The following is a 16,431-nucleotide window of genomic DNA, read 5'->3' on the forward strand; positions in this document are numbered from 1 at the left end:
GCCCCGAACCCCGGCCTCGAGACCCCACCACCTACCGCGAACAGGTCGCGTCCGTACAGGGCTTGGGACGCACAGGCCTCCGCCTTGGGCACTTGAGCCGGACCTGATCACCGTCCGCCAAACCCGTATACAGCCTCCTCGGGGTTCACGGTGCCCAAGCTAGAGGAAGGCTTCCGCACCCAGCATCAGCGTTCTGCTATGAGGAACAAACCCTCATAACCCCTGGACTCGGTCGACAACGTGCCCCCCTCCTCCACACGCCACGCAACAAGAAACGCCTCAAGGCCCCCACCCCCGCAAGGAACCCGGCATCCCCCATCACCCGCCACGAGCCCCACACGTACCGACCGCCCGTTCCTCACCTCAGCAGCGGCAGACGACCGCGCTGGCTCGCCCTGCACCAACTGCGCATCCACGGTCAGGACAGCCCAGAAGTACGCTCCTGGCCAGGATCGAGCCCCCGGCAAATCCTGCACGAAGGCGACAGCCCCAGCACGATACTGCCCGCCCACAAAACCATGGGAGCAAGGTCCTGCTCTCAACTCCGACCGACGTCCCGGCCTCAGGCGCAATCACCACGGCGTCGGCCGCCGACGGTGATCGCGACCACACGTCATTTGGACGGTGTGAGCAGGAGCGGCTTGAGTTGCCGGAAGAACTCGACCGCATCCGCCAATGAATCGCGGCCCGGTGCCCCTTCCGTCACCTCAATGCTGAGAAGGTGTTCATAGTCAGACGTCCAGCCGTAGACGAAGGCGACCGCCTGGTCGCCGACGTCCTCGCGCCGTGAGGCGAATCCCGGTCCCAGTCCTCCAGGCAGATCACGTCCTCCGGTGGTCGCCTTGGTGTTCTTCAACCCCTCAGGGCTGAGCGGAGACGGTTCATGGATTCTGATCACCAACCCCAGCTTGCCTTTCGAGCCGAGATCGTCAGCGATCGAGCAGGATGCGAACCGCCCTTCGCTCATTTTCGTTCCGATGGCTCTGTACTCCTTGAAGCCGGTGGCAATCTGGATGGCGTTCGTCGAGATCAGGCCGCATTCTCGCGGAGTGGCGGTCACATTGCCCAAGGGGCGGGCGTCCGCCGCCGGGACACTTGGCGAGGAGCATGCCGTCACGAGGGTGAGCAAGGCAACGATGGGGGCGAGTAATGGTTGCCTTCTCATGAGGTACGCCCCACATAGTGCTTCTCCGCCTCTTTGAAACTGAGTGCGAGGGCGTCATCCGGCCGGTTGAAGACGCGGCCCGTCGTGTGCAACGACAGCCACTCCTCGTAGGCGGAGCGTTGGTCGGCGCTCATCTCGGCCCAAGGTCTGATGCCCTTGTCTGTGAGGAAGTGACCTGTCGCTCCAGGGGCGAAGTCCTCGTAGTAATACGGGTGTGTCTGGGCTGAGACCTCTCCGAACAGGCCATGGCGCATCATCACGGATGCCGTCAGATCAGTGAACATGTGCTTGGCCGCTCCGAGCGCGGTGTCCGCGTCCTGGCGAGCCTGTTCTTCGTGACTCGGCGTAACTTTGTCGAAGACCAGGCTCTCGGCCGTGTCGACCACTAGTCCGATGAACTTCCCCGGTGGTGTCGGGACCAGCCCGACGACCTGTTCGGTCAACTGCTTGAAGGTCCTCGTGCGGACGTCATCCGCTTTGGCCTTCTCGATCGAGGAGATGTTGGCCGCATCGGCGATTACCCAGGTTGTCATGCCGAGATCACCAACCGCCGCGGCGAATTCCGCTCCTCCGCTGCGAACCATGTGCTCCTCGAGAATGTCCTGGCGCATCTTGTCGAGTTGCTTCCAGGTGGCCGCCGGATGAGACTCCCGCCAGGCTGTGAAGTCGCGTTCGACCTCGGCGGCGATCTTGGCCGCGAGTTCGTCCAGCATTCGGGCGGCGTAGAGACCGTGTGCGGCACTGACGGTCCGGAACGCGTCGTCGTCCTCAAAGAGCCACGTCATGGCCCTCTTGGTCTCATCCGCGTTGAACCTCGCACCATAAGGCTCCCGGCCACTCAGGTCCTTGTCCGGATCAAGGTTGGCCATGACACCTGGTACCTCCTTGCCGAAGAGCTGTGTGGAGCGGTGTACGTCGCTGATGTATTGGGTGAGGATTGCGGCGAGGTGGGGGCGGGTGGTGGGGAGGTTGGTCTGGGTTTTGGGGGCGCTCCAGAAGCGGAGTGCCCAGGAGGCGATCAGGGCGGACTTGTAGCCGCGTGACCCACCAGGCGGCAGGTCGTGGTCGCGGAACTCGGTGGTGGCGGCCTGGATGGCCCAGCCGAGGTCAGTGTCGGCGCCGCCGAGCCAGGGGTGGTCGCGCATCAGGTACGCGAGGGGCTTGCGGGCGGGGTCGGTGAAGAAGTCCTGGGCTACGGCGGGGTGGTGGGCCAGGGCGATCAGGGCGGTGCCCAGGGGGCTGAGGTCGCCGGGGGAGACGTCTCGTGGGCCGGGCAGCGTCCAGGGGTCTCGGGGGAGGGTCAGGTCGGGGGGATGGGCCAGGTCCTTGTCGTGGAGTTTGCGGACAAGGGCGAGCAGGAAGGCGTGGTCGAAGTCGCCGTCCTGGAGGAGCCTCTTCACGGCGTACGCGTTCTGGGGGTGGTCGATGTCCTCGATCAGCCGGTCGGCGTAGTCGGCGGCCAGTCGCGTCCGGCCCACGCCGTGGGAGGCGGTGCCGAGCAGCGTACTGAGCATGGTGAGGAACCTGTCCTGGATCGCGGTGTCGTAGAGGAGCGGGCGGCTGGACGGCGGGAGGTCCGCGGAGTAGGCGCGTGAAATGAGGGATGTGAGTTCGCGCGGCGGGATCATGGTGAGGAAGGCCACGGCGAAGAACGGGTCGTTCCTGTGCCGTTCGAGTTCGGCCACGGTTTGCGCGTCCAGCGAACGGGACGTGATTTTCGTACGGATTTCGGCGGCCAGCGTAGTGGCGGACGCCATGCCTTCAGCAGGGGATTTCGAGAGCCAGCCGGATTCGTCGGCCCAGAGGACGCCGCCGCCTGTTCCCGATCGGCGGTCGGGGGTGGCGAGGATGAGGTCGAGGCGGCCCTGGAGGGAGGGGATCCGGTCGTTCATCTGGCGGCCGATGGACGACAGATGGCCTGGTCCCCAGAGGGGTACGCCGAGGGTGGTGAGGGTCTGTTCCACTTGGCGGCCGACGTCCGGGAGGGTGTGGCTCGCCCGCTTCATGCCATTGATGAGCTGGGTCATCAGGGCGGGGTCGATGCCGACGGACGGGGTCATGGGGTGGGCTCAGAGGGGTGGAGGGTGTCGAGGAGGCCCAGTGCGCGGGTGAAGAGGTCTTTGAAGCCTCGGTCCCAGGTGCGTAGGTCGGCGGCGAGGTTGTCGCCGGCGGGGCCCTTGAGCGCGCCGCCGTCCACCAGGCGGATGAGTGTGATCACGTCGTTGGCGTGTTCGTCGCGCAGTCGTTCGATGTGACGCCGGGCGGCGGTTATTTCGTGCTGCGTCGCCATCATCACCCGATTTCGTTGCGCTTTGTGGAGGGGAGGACCGGGGTCGATGGCATATTAACCGGCGGGTCGCTGGAGGAGAAATGGGAATTGCGGTATCGGGTGAATCGGGCACGGGAGGGTGGTGAATTGTGGGAATGAATTCGGGGAGAATGTGGTGATGTTTCTGTTTGTGCCGTTGTGGTCGGAGGGGCTGGGCTTGAGGGGAGTCCTAAGGGGCAGGCGTGTGCGGGGCGGGTCACTGAAGGGGGGCGAGGGGGTGGCGGGTCACTGAGGGGGTGCGAGGGGTGGCGGTGAGCCCCGGGAGCGGGGAGTGGGCGTGGCAAGCTTGGTGCCGGTCGAGGGACAGGGGCTGCGGGCGCGCAGTTCGCGCACTCCCCGGAGGGTCGAAGGCTGCTTGGACCACGGGTCTCGCCTGCGTCGTGACCCTGCACCACTTCATCAGCCCCCTGTGGTTCCGGCTGGGCGTCGGAGGAGGTGGTGGCGCGCCTCTGCCGGTACGTGGCCGGTGGCGCGGATCCCGGAGGCGTCCCTTGCGTGGTCAACGAGCGTGATGGTGAACGGGGTCGAGCAGGGCAGGGGGCCGGGTAGGTGTGGCCGGCCCTTGGTCTTCGGTTGCCGCGTCCGGCCGTCGGTAGGGGGATGGCGCGTGTGTCCGTCTTGCCGCTCGGCGGATGAACGGGTGCCCGGTCAGAGCCAGTTGCGGCGTTTGAAGACCATGTAGAGCACCAGGCACACCGCCGCCATCAGCATGATCGCGAACGGATACCCGAACAACCAGTGGGTCTCGGGCATGAAGTCGAAGTTCATCCCGTAGATGGTCCCGACCAGTGTCGGCGCGAACAGGATGGCCGCCCAGGCGGAGATCTTCTTGACCTCCTCGCCCTGCTGGATGCTGGCCTCCGTCATACGGGCCATCTCCGCGTTCTGGGCCTGGGTCACCAGCGTCGAGTTGACCAGCAGGATGTTCTGCAACATCAGGCGGAAGGCCGAGATGCGCTCGGTCACCGTGATCGCGTGGTCGGCGACGTCGCGCAGGTAGCTCTGCAATTCGTCGTTGACGCCGTACTTGGCCGCGCCGGCGATGAAGCCGTTGATCATGCCGACCAGCGGCGCGGTGGCCCGCTGGAACTCGATCACCTCGCCGGACAGCTCGTAGACGCGCCGCGACACCGAGGGGTCGCCGCTGAAGACCTCGACCTCGATCTCCTCGATGTCCTTCTGCAGCCCGGCCACCACGGGCGCGTAGCCGTCGACCACGGCGTCGAGGATGGCGTACAGGACGGCCTGCGGGCCCTGGCGCAGCAGGTCGGGGTCGGACTCCATACGCTTGCGCACACCTTGGAGGTCGGGCGCCTCGGCGTGGCGTACAGTGATCACGAAGTTGGGGCCGACGAAGACGTGCAGCTCGCCGAAGGCCACCTCCTCGACGTCGTCGAGGTAGCGGGCGGCGCGCAGCACGACGAACAGCGTGTCGCCGTAGCGGTCGGCCTTGGCGCGCTGGGAGCCGACGATCGCGTCCTCCAGCGCCAGCTCGTGCAGCTCGAACTCCTCGGCGAGCTTGACCAGCTCCCACTCCTTGGGACGGTAGAGGCCGATCCAGGCCATGCTGCCGGGCATCTGCTTGAGGCGTTCGAAGGCGTCGGCGAGCGAGCCGGGGTTGTCGACCCGCTCACCGTTCTGATAGATCGCGTTGTCGATGACGGTGGGCCGGTAGGGGGGCTCCTCGCCGGCGCGCGGGTCCATCGAGTGCTCCGGTGCCTCCTCGTGGGAGTCGCCGCTGCGCCTGAACCCCTTCACCCTGGCCATGCCCCTCCGATCCGGCTACTGGGACGACGCGAAGCCGTTGAGCTCCTGGGTCGCCCGGTCTCTGATGGTCTTGCGCCACATCGGCGTCCAGCCGAACAGCAGCCCGTTCGGTCTGCCGAGAGCCATTCTGGACCAGCGTCTGAAGTCGAACTCGTCGTGGTGGCGGACGATGAGGTCGTCCTCGAACCTGAACAGCGCGTCGATCTCGTTGACGACCGGGCGGCCGGTGCTGGAGAAGGTGTACTGGGCGGTCCAGTGGGCCGACCCGCTGAACTCGTCGGCCTGGACGTCCTGGTACTCGGACTTCAGGCCGTCGCGCACACCGAGCTGCAGCCGCCACATCGCCATCACCCGGTCGCGTCCCTCGACCTCCTGGAAGATGGGATCGCCGAAGCTGACCTCGGGGTGGTAGCAGCGCTCCATGGCCGCGAAGTCCGCGCGGCCCAGAGCGTCGTAGAAGGCGCCGATGAGCGCCACGTGCCGATCGTTCACCTTGCCATCAGATCATGGCCGCACCGTTGTCCCAGCACACCGCCCGCAGCCACGCCTCGCCGAGGTCCAGGCGGGCGAGCGCGTCGAGCTGATGTACGTAGGGGTACGGAATCGTCGGGAAATCGCTGCCGAGCACCACCTTCCCCGCCAGCCCGAGATCACGCAGAACCGGGCGCAATCGGTGGGGAAAGGGCATGCCGCGCTCGGAGAAGTCCGTGAAGGCCATGGTGGTGTCCAGTGCGACCCGTTCGTGGCGGCGGGCCAGGTCGAAGAACGGCTCGTACTCGGGCATGCCCAGGTGCGCGATCACCACTCGCAGCCGGGGATGGGCGGCCAGCACCGCGCCGATCGGGCCGGGCCCCACGTGGCCGCCGGGTACGGGCACCGAGCTGGCGTGCACGACCACGGGCACGCCGGCCTCCGCCAGCAGCCCCCAGACCTCCATCAGCTCGGGGACGGCCGGGGCGAAGCCGCCGACCTGGAGGTGCACCTTGAAGATCTTGACGCCGTCCGTGAGCGCCGCCCGTACGTAGTCGGCCGCGCCGGGTTCGGGATAGAACGTCGCCGACGGCAGGCAGTCGGGGTTGCGGCGGGCGAAGGCGAGCGTCCAGGCGTTGAGGTCGCGCGCCATGTCGGGGCGGTGCGCGTACGCCAGCGCGGGGAATCGTCGTACGCCCATCTCGCGCAGCCTCGTCAGCCGTTCCTCGACCGGCCATTCGTACTCGATCTTCCAGCCGGCGCCCATCAACGGCCCGCCGTGGTTGAAGTGATGCCAGACCCGGCGTTCCATCCGTTCGGGCAGGAAGTGCACATGCAGGTCGATCAGGCCCGGTAGCCCGAGCCCGCGCCACCACGCCGGGACGTCCGCGTCAGAATGTCGTTCTGCGGCCACAACCGGGACTTTACCCGGCTAGTGTTTCTCCTCGATGGACATGCTCTGGGCCCACCTGATCAAGGTTCAGCCTGACCCCGACCCCTGGGTCGTGCTGGTCTCGGCTCTGGCCGCGCTCGCGGTCGTCGCGTTCCGCACACCCTGGCAGGTGTCGAGGGGGCTGATCACGATCGCCCACGAGGGTGGTCACGCGGTCATGGCGCTGCTCACCCGGCGCAAGCTCGAAGGCATCCGGCTCCACTCCGACACCTCCGGCGTCACGCTGACCAGGGGCCGCCCCAACGGCCCCGGCATGGTGCTGACCGCGCTCGCGGGATACCTCGCGCCCTCGCTGCTGGGGCTGGCCGCCGCGTGGCTGACCGAGCAGGGCCGCATCACGCTGCTGATCTGGGGCGTGCTGCTCTTCCTGGTGTGCATGCTGCTGCTGATCCGCAACCTCTACGGCGCGCTGATCCTGCTGGTCACCGGCGGCGCGGTGTTCGCCCTGTCCATGTACGCCCCCGCCGAGGTCCAGCAGATCGTGGCCATGGTCGCGACGTGGTTCCTGCTGTTCGGCGGCGTGCGGCCGATCGTCGAGCTGCAGCGCAAACGACGTCGCCGGCAGGCCAGAGACTCCGACGCCGACCAGCTCGCCCGGCTGACGTTCCTGCCCGGCGGCTTCTACGTGTTCTTCTTCCTGCTCGTGGCCGCCGTGTCGGTGGTGTTCGGCGCGTACCTGATGAATCCGTTGGCCCCCTGAAAGCCGAAATTTCACATTAAACTCACCCGCAACAGGGGGGAGTGCCGTGCTGCCAGTCGAGGACGCGCCCGGCTACCGGGTACTCGATCAGGCGGGCCAGGGCGGGTTCGCCGTCGTCTACCGCGCCTACCAGGAACGCCTCGACCGGGTCGTGGCGCTGAAGGTGTTGTCGGTCGACCGGGTCGACCAGCGTACGATGCGCCGCTTCCAGCGCGAGCTCCAGCTCACCGGCCGCCTCACGGGCCACCCCAACGTCGTGACCGTCTTCGACACCGGAGTGACGAGCTCGGGCAAACCGTACATCGCGATGGACTTCTTCGAGAACGGCTCGCTGCGCGACCGTATCCGCAAGGAGGCGCCGCTCGGGGTGCCCGACGTGCTGCGCGCGGGCGTCAAGCTCGCCGGCGCGCTGGCCGCCGTGCACGAGGCCGGGGTGCTGCACGGCGACATCAAGCCGCAGAACGTCCTCATCTCCCGCTACGGCGAGCTCGCCATCGCCGACTTCGGCGTGGCCAGGGTCGTCGACTCCGCGGAGATCTCGGCCACCTCGCAGGCATTCACCCCCCTGCACGCGGCCCCCGAGGTGCTGACCGGGCAGCCGCACTCGGCCTCCACCGACATCTACTCGCTCGGCTCGACGCTCTACCACCTGCTGGCCGGGCAGCCCGCCTTCCACAACCCGGCCGACCCGTCGATCGCGCCGCTGATGTACCGGGTGCTGAGCCTCGATCCGCCGCCGATCAACCGGGCGGACGTGCCGCCGGCGGTGCTCGCGACGATCCTGGGGGCGATGTCCAAGCAGCCCGAACTGCGTCCCGGCTCGGCCAGGGAGCTGGCACGGCGGTTGCAGGAGGTGCAGGCCGAGCTGGGGTTGTCGGTCACCGACCTGGTCGGCCAGGACCCGGGCCCCGGCCCCACCATGACCACCGTCCCTCGCTGCCCCCACGACCCCCTTGACGCCCCGCCCCCCACCGCCACCCCGCCGTACTCCGGGGGTGCCGAGGGGCCGTGGCAGCCCGGCGAGCTCTCCCTGCCCGCCACCGGGAGCCGGTTGCCCGGCGAGCCCGTACGCCGGCACGTCCCGCAGCAGCCCGGCGGCCCCCACGGGCACCGGGAGGCCACCACCGCGCCGCCCTCGGGCGCGGGCAACCTCAGAAGACGTCTGATGGTCGGCGGCGCGGTCGCGGCCGTGGCGATCGGCGGCACGGGCCTGGCCGTCTATCTGTCGCTCCAGCGCACGGCCGGCCCGGGCCCCGGCCCCACCCCCACCGCCGGCCAGCGGCCCGAGGCGGGCGCGACCGCCACCGCCGAGCCGCCGATCAGCAAGCGGGACGTCGCCGCGCTCGCCCCCCGCAAGCTCAAGGTCACCGCCGACCGCGGCACCCTGGTCGAGCTGAGCTGGGTGTTGCCGGCCGACGCCCGCCGCTATCCGATCGTCCTGCAACGCTCGCCGGCGGGCGCGAACGGGCAGGCCGTCACGGCCCTGAGCCAGGGCGACACCACCACCCGCGTCGCCGGCCTCGACCCGGACACCGGCTACTGCTTCCTGGTGGGCGTGCCGCTGCGCATCTCGCGGGACTCCACGGTCGCCTGGTCGAAACCGGCCTGCATCCGAGGCGCGCGCTCAGCCCAGTAGCTTGCGCGCCGCCTGTTCGATCTCCTCCTCCGACAGCAGCACGTGGTTGGCCGCGTCGCCCAGTGGGATGAAGCTGTCGGCCGAGGTCACCCGCGCCACCTGCCCGGTGAACCCGGCGTCGAGCAGCTCGGCCACGACGCCCTCGGACACGCCCCCGGAGTGGCGGGTCTCGTCGGCGATCAGCACCTTGCCGGTCAGCTCGGCCGCCCGCAGCAGGTCGTCCACCGGGAGCGGCGCGAGCCAGCGCAGGTCGAGGACGCGGCAGCCGTAGCCCTCCTGGGTGAGCCGGACCGCGGCGCGCAGGCTCATCCGCAGCCCGTTGCCGAACGTCACGATCGTCAGGTCGCGGCCCTCGCCGTACGAGCGCGCCTGTCCGATGGGCACGTGCGTCTCCCGCCAGCGCGCCGGCGCGGTGTACGACGCCAGCCAGCCGCCGTCGCCCTCCTCGAACAGGTCGCGCGTGTGGTAGAGCGCGATCGGCTCCAGGAACACGCACACCGACCCGGCGGTGCGGGCGGCGGCCAGGCACGTGCGCAACATGGCGGCGGCGTCGTCGGGGCGCGCGGGCGAGGCGAGGACCAGGCCCGGGATGTCGCGCAGCGCGGCCACCGCGTTGTCGTTGTGGAAGTGGCCGCCGAAGCCCTTCTGGTAGGCGTAGCCGGCCACCCGTACGACCATGCCGTTGGTGTAGGCGCCGCGTGAGAAGAACGACAGCGTGGCGCCCTCGCCGCGGATCTGGTCGAGCGCGTTGTGCAGGTAGGCCAGGTATTGGATCTCCGGCACCGGAAGCTGGTTGGACACCGCCGAGCCGAGCGCGAGCCCGAGGACGGCCTGCGCGTCGAGGAGGGTGTCGAACACCCGCGCGGCCCCGAACCGCTTCTGCAGCCCCCGGGTGACGCCGTAGACGCCGCCCTTCTTGGCGACGTCCTCGCCGAAGACCGTCATCTCGGGGTAGACCACCAGCGCGTCGGCGAGCGTGCGGTTGATGGTCTGCGACAACGTCAGCGGCTTCTCCAGCTCGGGCAGCGTGCCCGCGAACGCCTTCTCCCTGACGGGGCTCTCGCCGGCCGTCGGGCTGATGTTGGCGATCAGGTCGGGGCGGCGCGGCGCGATCGGCTCCATGACCTCCTCGGCCGCGCCGAGCCGCGGGGCGCGGGTGGTCTCCAGCGCGATGCGCAGGACGTGCTCACGCGCCGACTCGTACGTCTTGAGCAGTTCCTCCGGCGTCTCCAGGCCCGCCTCGACCAGCAGCCGCGCGGTGCGCAGGAGCGGGTCGCGCTCCATGTCGCCGCGGATCTCCCGCTGGGTACGGTAGGCCGACTCGACGTCGGACCCGGCGTGGCCCATCAGCCGCACGGTGGACAGGTGCAGGAACGCGGGGGAGCGGTTGGCCCGGACGTGCTGGACCGCGAGCGTGGCGGCGTCGTAGGCGTCGGCCAGGTCGCAGCCGTCGGCGGCGAAGTAGGCGATGCCGGTGCGCCGGGCCGCCGCCTCCACCCAGCCCTTGGGGGTGCGCACGCTGATGCCGATGCCGTTGTCCTCGCACACGAACAGGATCGGCAGCGGCTGCCCCTGGAAGGTGGCGTAGGAGGCGGTGTTGAAGCCCGACAGGGCGCTGGCGTGGTTGATCGAGGCGTCGCCGAAGCTGCACACGGAGATGGCGTCGGGCGGCCAGGCCGACCGGTCGCCGAGCGCGGCGGCCCGCTCGATGGCGAAGGCCACGCCCACGGCACGCGGCAGGTGGCTGGCGATCGTCGAGGTCTGCGGGATGACGGCCAGGTGGGGATGGCCGAACACCTTGTGCCGGCCGCCCGCGATCGGCTCGTCGGCGGCCGCCGTGAGCCCCATCAGCACGTCGCGGATGCCCTGCTCGGGCAGCCGGCCGGCCTGCTCGGACCTGGTCAGGTAGAAGGCCCCGGACCGGTAGTGGAGCAGCGCCGGGTCGCTCGCCCTGGCCGCGGCGGCGACCGCGGCGTTGCCCTCGTGGCCGGCCGAGCCGATCGTGTAGAAGCCTTCGTCCTGTTCGCGGAGCCAGCGGGCGGCGATGTCGAGCAGGCGGCTGTCGAGCTGGCGCTGGAACAGGGTCCGGCACCGGTCGCCGGTCAGCGAGGTGCCCTCGCGCACCGGCCCGCCGGGATCTCGGGCGGGGCCTGCCTTCAGCGCCGCAACGGCTTGGATGAAATGAGTCTCAACAGTGTCGCGCGCCACACCCACGATTATGTATGTCATCGCCGCCGCCGTCTGCCGGAGTCCATGACAGGTTGTGGACCGGACCGTTTGACCCCGTTCTGTAGCCGTTTGTCAGAGTTGTCGCCGATCAGTTAGCGATCGCTAACACTGGCCTCGATCGCGGCGCGGGCCATCGCGTGCAGCAGCGGGCGCATGTCGTGGTCGGGCAGCTCGCCCGCGCTGTGCGGCGTCGAGTTGAGCAGCCCGAAGACCGCGTGGGTGGCCGCGCGCAGCCGGGCGGCCGGGCAGGCCGGGTGCAGCTCGGCCAGCACGGTGACCCACTCCTCGACGTAGAGGCGCTGCAGCCGCCTGATCCGGCGGCGCTCGGGCTCGGGCACGTTGCCCAGCTCGCGGTCGTGCACGGTGATCAGCGCGGGCTGGTCGAGCGCGAACGCGATCTGCGCGTCGAGCAGCGCGTCGAGCGTCTCGGCCGGCCCGTGGGACGAGGTCGCCACCGCCACCGCCGACTCCCGCAGCCGGGAGCTGACGTCGAGCAGCATCTCGGCGAGCAGGGCCTCCTTGCCGCTGAAGTGGCGGTAGAGCGCGGGGCCCGAGACGCCGACCGCGCCGCCGATGTCCTCGATGGAGACCCCGTGGAAGCCGCGCGCGGCGAACAGGCGGGCGGCCGCCGTGAGGATTTCCATGCGCCTTCCGCCGCGCCCGCGGGTAGATGTGGAGGCAGTGGTCACGTCTCACATGCTAGACGGTTACGTTAATGATGACTAACATCTCGGCCATGACGAGAGGGGACTCATGAGCGACTGGCCGGTGCTGAAGTCGGCCGTGGAGCCCGGGAGCGAGGCGTACAAGCGCAACGCCGAGCTCAACGAGCGGCTGTCCGCCGAGCTGCTCGAACGGCTGGCGGTCGCGGCGCTCGGCGGTCCCGAGCGGTCGCGGCTGCGTCATGTCGAGCGGGGCAAGCTGCTGCCGCGCGACCGCGTCGACGGGCTGCTCGACCCGGGGTCCCGCTTCCTGGAGCTGTCGCCGCTGGCGGCCGGCGGCCTCTACGACGACCAGGCGCCCGCCGCCGGGATCATCACCGGGGTCGGCAGGGTGGCCGGGCGCGAGTGCGTGGTCGTGGCCAACGACGCGACCGTCAAGGGCGGCACGTACTACCCGATGACCGTCAAGAAGCACCTGCGGGCCCAGGAGGTGGCGCTGCACAACCACCTGCCCTGCGTCTACCTGGTCGACTCCGGCGGCGCGTTCCTGCCCAAGCAGGACGAGGTCTTCCCCGACCGGGAGCACTTCGGGCGCATCTTCTACAACCAGGCCACGATGTCGGCCAGGGGCATCCCGCAGATCGCCGCGGTGCTCGGCTCGTGCACCGCCGGCGGCGCGTACGTGCCGGCCATGAGCGACGAGGCCGTCATCGTCCGCGGCCAGGGCACGATCTTCCTGGGCGGCCCGCCCCTCGTGAAGGCGGCCACCGGTGAGGAGGTCAGCGCCGAGGAACTGGGCGGCGGCGACCTGCACTCCCGGGTCAGCGGCGTCACCGGCCACCTGGCCGAGGACGACGCCCACGCCCTGGCCATCGTCCGCGACATCGTCTCGACGCTGGCCCCCAGAGCCCCCCGTCCCTGGGACACCGTCGCCCCCGAGGAGCCGCTGCACGACCCGCGCGACCTCCACGGGCTCGTCCCCGCCGACACCCGCCAGCCCTACGACGTGCGCGAGGTGATCGCCCGCCTCGTGGACGGCTCGCGTTTCCTGGAGTTCAAGGCCGAGTACGGCTCCACGCTCGTGACCGGCTTCGCCCACCTGCACGGCCACCCGGTGGGCATCGTGGCCAACAACGGCATCCTGTTCAGCGAGTCGGCCATGAAGGGCGCGCACTTCATCGAGCTGTGCGACCAGCGCCGCATCCCGCTGGTGTTCCTGCAGAACATCAGCGGGTTCATGGTCGGCAAGGCGTACGAGGCGGGCGGCATCGCCAAGCACGGCGCCAAGATGGTGACCGCCGTGTCGTGCGCGCGGGTGCCCAAGTTCACGGTGGTGATCGGGGGCTCGTTCGGGGCGGGCAACTACGCCATGGCCGGGCGGGCGTACTCGCCCAGGTTCCTGTGGATGTGGCCGAACGCCCGCATCTCGGTCATGGGCGGCGAGCAGGCGGCGAACGTGCTCACCACGGTCGGCAACGCCGACGCCGACGCCATCCGCGCCCAGTACGAGCACCAGGGAAACCCCTACTACTCCACCGCCCGGCTCTGGGACGACGGCGTGATCGACCCGCTCGACACCCGTACCGTCCTCGGCCTGGCCCTGTCCGCGGCGGCCAACGCGCCGCTCGAACCCGCCGGCTACGGCGTCTTCCGGATGTGATCATGTTCTTCGACCGTGTTCTCATCGCCAACCGGGGCGAGATCGCCGTCCGGGTCGCCCGGACGCTGCGCGCGCTCGGCGTCGAGTCGGTGGCGGTGTTCACGCCGCCCGACGCGGGTGCCAGGCACGTCCGCGAAGCCGACATTGCCCTCGAAGTCTCGAAATATCTGGATATCGAGGCGATTGTGGCGGCGGCGCTGGCCTCCGGCGCGCAGGCCGTCCACCCGGGCTACGGCTTCCTGGCCGAGAACGCCGCCTTCGCGCGGCGCTGCGCCGAGGCCGGGCTCGTCTTCGTCGGCCCGTCCCCCGAGGCCATCGACGCCATGGGCGACAAGATCCGCGCCAAGGCCACCGTGTCGGCGGCCGGCGTGCCCGTCGTCCCCGGCGGGGCCGAGCCCGGCGACGCGCTGACCGAATGGGCCGACTTCCCGGCGCTGATCAAGCCGTCGGCCGGTGGTGGCGGCAAGGGCATGGTGCTGGTGCGCTCGGCCGCCGAGCTGCCCGACGCGCTGGAGTCGGCCCGCCGTACGGCGCGGGCGGCGTTCGGCGACGGCACCCTGCTCATCGAGCGCTACGTCGAGAACCCCCGGCACATCGAGATCCAGGTGCTGGCCGACACCCACGGCAACGTCGTGCACCTGGGCGAGCGCGAGTGCAGCCTGCAACGCAGGCACCAGAAGATCATCGAGGAGGCGCCGTCGCCCTTCGTGACGCCCGAGACGCGCGCGAGCATGGGAACCGCCGCCGTCGAGGCCGCCCGCGCGGTCGGGTACGTCGGCGCGGGCACGGTGGAGTTCATCGTGGACGGCACCACCGGCGCCTACCACTTCATGGAGATGAACACCCGCCTCCAGGTCGAGCACCCGGTCACCGAGCTGGTCACCGGCCTCGACCTGGTGGAGCTGCAGCTCCGGGTCGCGGCCGGCGAGCCGCTGCCGTTCGCCCAGGAGGACGTGCGGCTGGACGGCCACGCCGTCGAGGCCCGCGTCTACGCCGAGGACCCGGCGCGTGGGTTCCTGCCCAGCGGCGGACGTGTGCTGGCCCTGCGTGAGCCGGCCGACGGCGACGGGCCCGGCCGCGTCCGGGTGGACTCCGGCCTGGCCGAGGGCGGGACCGTCGGCAGCGACTACGACCCCATGCTCTCCAAGGTGATCGCCTGGGCGCCGGACCGCGCCTCGGCGCTCAGGTCGCTCGACCGGGCGCTGGCCCGTACGGCGGTCCTGGGCGTGGTCACCAACGTGCCGTTCCTGCGCGCGCTCGTCCGTCATCCGGCGGTCGAGGCGGGCGAGCTGGACACCGGCCTGGTCGAACGGGCGCTGCCCGAGCTGCTGCCCCAGGCGGGCGTGCCGGGCGAGGTGGCGGCCGCGGCGGCGCTGGCCTTCCACACGCTGCCGCAGGGCCCCGACCCCTGGCAGGTCACCGACGGCTGGCGGATCGGCGAGCCTGCCTGGACGACCTGGCGGCTGGAATCGCGCGACGGCGTGCACGCGGTGCCCGTACGCGGCCTGCCGGACCGCTCGGCCGAGGTCCTGCTGGACGGCGAGACGGTCCCCGCGCGCGTCACGACCGGCGGCGGCGAGCTGGCGGTCACGCTCGGCGGCCGGACCACGCGCTACCTGACCGCCCGCCACGGCGACACGCTCTGGCTCGGCAGGGACGGCGAGTCCTGGGCGTTCACCCGCCACCTCATCGGCGACCCGGGCGACCGGCCCGGCGCCGCGGCGGCGGGCGACGGCGTGGTCAGGAGCCCCATGCCCGGCACCGTCCTGCTGGTCAAGGTCCAGACGGGCGACCGGGTGAGCGAGGGGCAGCCGCTGGTCGTCGTCGAGGCCATGAAGATGGAGCACACGGTCACCGCCCCGCGCGACGGCGTGGTCGCCGAGCTGCCCGTTCAGCCGGGCAGGCCGGTCGACATGGACGCCGTGCTGGCCGTGGTCACCGGTGAGGAGGCGTGATGGCGTACCGCATGGAAGGGCTTCCCGAGCGGGTCACCGTCTACGAGGTGGGCCCGCGCGACGGCCTGCAGAACGAGTCGGCGATCGTGCCCGTGGAGGTGAAGGCCGAGTTCATCGACCGGCTGGCCGACGCCGGGCACACGGTCGTCGAGGCGACCAGCTTCGTGCACCCCAAGTGGGTGCCGCAGCTCGCCGACGCCGCTGAGCTGCTCGGCCGCCTCGACCGCAGGCCCGGCGTGCGCTACCCGGTGCTGGTGCCCAACGAACGCGGCCTGGACCGGGCGCTGGAGCTGGGCGTGACCGAGATCGCGATCTTCGCCAGCGCCACCGAGACCTTCGCCGCCAAGAACCTCAACCGGACGCTGGAGAGCCAGTTCGACATGTTCGAGCCGGTCGTGGCGAGGGCCCTGGAGCACGGCCTCGATGTGCGCGCGTACGTGTCGATGTGCTTCGGCGACCCCTGGGAGGGGCCCACGCCGATCGAGCAGGTCGTCGCGGTCGGCGAGCGGCTCGCCGGCGTCGGCTGCTACCAGCTGTCGCTCGGCGACACGATCGGCGTCGGCACGCCGGGCCACGTCACCGCGCTGATCGGCGCCTTCGGCGGGCCCGACCGGCTCGCCGTGCACTTCCACGACACCTACGGGCAGGCGCTCGGCAACACGCTCGCCGCCCTGAAGGCGGGCGTGACCACCGTGGACGCCTCCACGGGCGGCATCGGCGGCTGCCCCTACGCCGAGTCCGCCACCGGCAACCTGGCCACCGAGGACCTCGTGTGGATGTTGCGCGGGCTCGGCATCGAGACCGGGCTCGACCTGGACAAACTCGTGTCAACCAGCACCTGGCTGGCCGAGCGGCTGGGCCGGCCCAGCTCCTCGCGCGTCGTCCAGGCCCTCGCGAAAGGCTGA

The 16,431-nt window shown here is 70.3% G+C and carries 14 protein-coding genes; 6 read left to right on the forward strand and 8 right to left on the reverse strand.

Annotation, left to right across the window (positions count from 1 at the left end; genetic code table 11):
- Positions 1 to 613: 613 nt before the first annotated feature.
- From DMB42_RS15635 to DMB42_RS53210, 3 genes are read right to left on the reverse strand one after another with little or no spacing between them, the layout of a single operon-like run.
- A complete protein-coding gene (locus DMB42_RS15635) occupies positions 614 to 1,129 on the reverse strand; it encodes a hypothetical protein (protein ID WP_125635138.1) in 516 nt (171 codons plus the stop codon).
- Between the two features lie 32 nt (positions 1,130 to 1,161).
- Positions 1,162 to 3,225 carry a hypothetical protein gene (locus DMB42_RS15640; RefSeq protein WP_125635140.1) on the reverse strand — a complete coding sequence of 688 codons (2,064 nt, stop codon included), beginning with the start codon at positions 3,223 to 3,225 and terminating at the stop codon, positions 1,162 to 1,164.
- The gene (locus DMB42_RS53210; RefSeq protein ID WP_185844676.1) at positions 3,222 to 3,383 is read right to left on the reverse strand and encodes a hypothetical protein; all 162 of its coding nucleotides are present in this window, start codon (positions 3,381 to 3,383) and stop codon (positions 3,222 to 3,224) included. Before DMB42_RS53210 ends, DMB42_RS15640 begins: the two co-directional genes overlap by 4 nt.
- A gap of 9 nt (positions 3,384 to 3,392) precedes the next feature.
- Here DMB42_RS53210 and DMB42_RS15645 point away from each other — a divergent pair, with 9 nt between their 5' ends.
- Entirely contained in the window at positions 3,393 to 3,593 is a 201-nt protein-coding gene (locus tag DMB42_RS15645; protein WP_125635142.1) for a hypothetical protein, read from the forward strand.
- A 549-nt stretch (positions 3,594 to 4,142) separates the two neighbouring features.
- On the opposite strand, the gene DMB42_RS15650 is transcribed toward DMB42_RS15645, so the two are convergent.
- From DMB42_RS15650 to DMB42_RS15660, 3 genes are read right to left on the reverse strand one after another with little or no spacing between them, the layout of a single operon-like run.
- Positions 4,143 to 5,261, reverse strand: coding sequence for a magnesium and cobalt transport protein CorA (locus DMB42_RS15650; protein WP_125635144.1), 1,119 nt, complete (start codon positions 5,259 to 5,261; stop codon positions 4,143 to 4,145).
- Positions 5,262 to 5,276: 15 nt separating this feature from the next.
- Complete coding sequence (locus tag DMB42_RS15655) at positions 5,277 to 5,753, reverse strand: nuclear transport factor 2 family protein (RefSeq protein WP_125635146.1); 477 nt, start codon at positions 5,751 to 5,753, stop codon at positions 5,277 to 5,279.
- A gap of 7 nt (positions 5,754 to 5,760) precedes the next feature.
- Positions 5,761 to 6,645: an amidohydrolase family protein gene (locus tag DMB42_RS15660; protein ID WP_125635148.1), complete on the reverse strand. Its 885-nt coding sequence runs from the start codon at positions 6,643 to 6,645 to the stop codon at positions 5,761 to 5,763.
- Between the two features lie 34 nt (positions 6,646 to 6,679).
- On the opposite strand from DMB42_RS15660, the gene DMB42_RS15665 reads away from it, so the two are divergent.
- Both DMB42_RS15665 and DMB42_RS15670 read left to right on the forward strand, forming a co-directional pair.
- A complete protein-coding gene (locus DMB42_RS15665; protein ID WP_125635150.1) occupies positions 6,680 to 7,384 on the forward strand; it encodes a M50 family metallopeptidase in 705 nt (234 codons plus the stop codon).
- 46 nt (positions 7,385 to 7,430) lie between these two features.
- The gene (locus tag DMB42_RS15670; RefSeq protein ID WP_125635152.1) at positions 7,431 to 9,020 is read left to right on the forward strand and encodes a serine/threonine-protein kinase; all 1,590 of its coding nucleotides are present in this window, start codon (positions 7,431 to 7,433) and stop codon (positions 9,018 to 9,020) included.
- Here the strand turns inward: DMB42_RS15670 and DMB42_RS15675 are convergent.
- Positions 9,009 to 11,228, reverse strand: coding sequence for a thiamine pyrophosphate-dependent enzyme (locus DMB42_RS15675; RefSeq protein WP_221762171.1), 2,220 nt, complete (start codon positions 11,226 to 11,228; stop codon positions 9,009 to 9,011). The two genes, DMB42_RS15670 and DMB42_RS15675, sit on opposite strands and share 12 nt — an antisense overlap.
- A 113-nt stretch (positions 11,229 to 11,341) precedes the next feature.
- Positions 11,342 to 11,893: a TetR/AcrR family transcriptional regulator gene (locus DMB42_RS15680; RefSeq protein WP_125635156.1), complete on the reverse strand. Its 552-nt coding sequence runs from the start codon at positions 11,891 to 11,893 to the stop codon at positions 11,342 to 11,344.
- 109 nt (positions 11,894 to 12,002) lie between these two features.
- Between DMB42_RS15680 and DMB42_RS15685 the strand changes: the two genes are divergently transcribed.
- From DMB42_RS15685 to DMB42_RS15695, 3 genes are read left to right on the forward strand one after another with little or no spacing between them, the layout of a single operon-like run.
- Positions 12,003 to 13,571, forward strand: coding sequence for a carboxyl transferase domain-containing protein (locus DMB42_RS15685; RefSeq protein ID WP_125635158.1), 1,569 nt, complete (start codon positions 12,003 to 12,005; stop codon positions 13,569 to 13,571).
- Positions 13,572 to 13,573: 2 nt separating this feature from the next.
- On the forward strand, positions 13,574 to 15,526 hold the full coding sequence (locus DMB42_RS15690) for a biotin carboxylase N-terminal domain-containing protein (RefSeq protein ID WP_125635160.1): 1,953 nt from the start codon (positions 13,574 to 13,576) through the stop codon (positions 15,524 to 15,526).
- The gene (locus tag DMB42_RS15695; protein ID WP_125635162.1) at positions 15,526 to 16,431 is read left to right on the forward strand and encodes a hydroxymethylglutaryl-CoA lyase; all 906 of its coding nucleotides are present in this window, start codon (positions 15,526 to 15,528) and stop codon (positions 16,429 to 16,431) included. Before DMB42_RS15690 ends, DMB42_RS15695 begins: the two co-directional genes overlap by 1 nt.

This window comes from Nonomuraea sp. WAC 01424, assembly GCF_003947315.1.
Classification (GTDB): domain Bacteria; phylum Actinomycetota; class Actinomycetes; order Streptosporangiales; family Streptosporangiaceae; genus Nonomuraea; species Nonomuraea spiralis.

Bases quoted from the DNA above. Each gene is read 5' to 3' on its own strand.
- DMB42_RS15640 (WP_125635140.1), bottom strand. From the start codon at position 3,225: ATGACCCCGTCCGTCGGCATCGACCCCGCCCTGATGACCCAGCTCATC.
- DMB42_RS15650 (WP_125635144.1), bottom strand. From the start codon at position 5,261: ATGGCCAGGGTGAAGGGGTTCAGGCGCAGCGGCGACTCCCACGAGGAG.
- DMB42_RS15665 (WP_125635150.1), top strand. From the start codon at position 6,680: ATGGACATGCTCTGGGCCCACCTGATCAAGGTTCAGCCTGACCCCGAC.
- DMB42_RS15680 (WP_125635156.1), bottom strand. From the start codon at position 11,893: ATGGAAATCCTCACGGCGGCCGCCCGCCTGTTCGCCGCGCGCGGCTTC.
- DMB42_RS15685 (WP_125635158.1), top strand. From the start codon at position 12,003: ATGAGCGACTGGCCGGTGCTGAAGTCGGCCGTGGAGCCCGGGAGCGAG.
- DMB42_RS15690 (WP_125635160.1), top strand. From the start codon at position 13,574: ATGTTCTTCGACCGTGTTCTCATCGCCAACCGGGGCGAGATCGCCGTC.
- DMB42_RS15695 (WP_125635162.1), top strand. From the start codon at position 15,526: ATGGCGTACCGCATGGAAGGGCTTCCCGAGCGGGTCACCGTCTACGAG.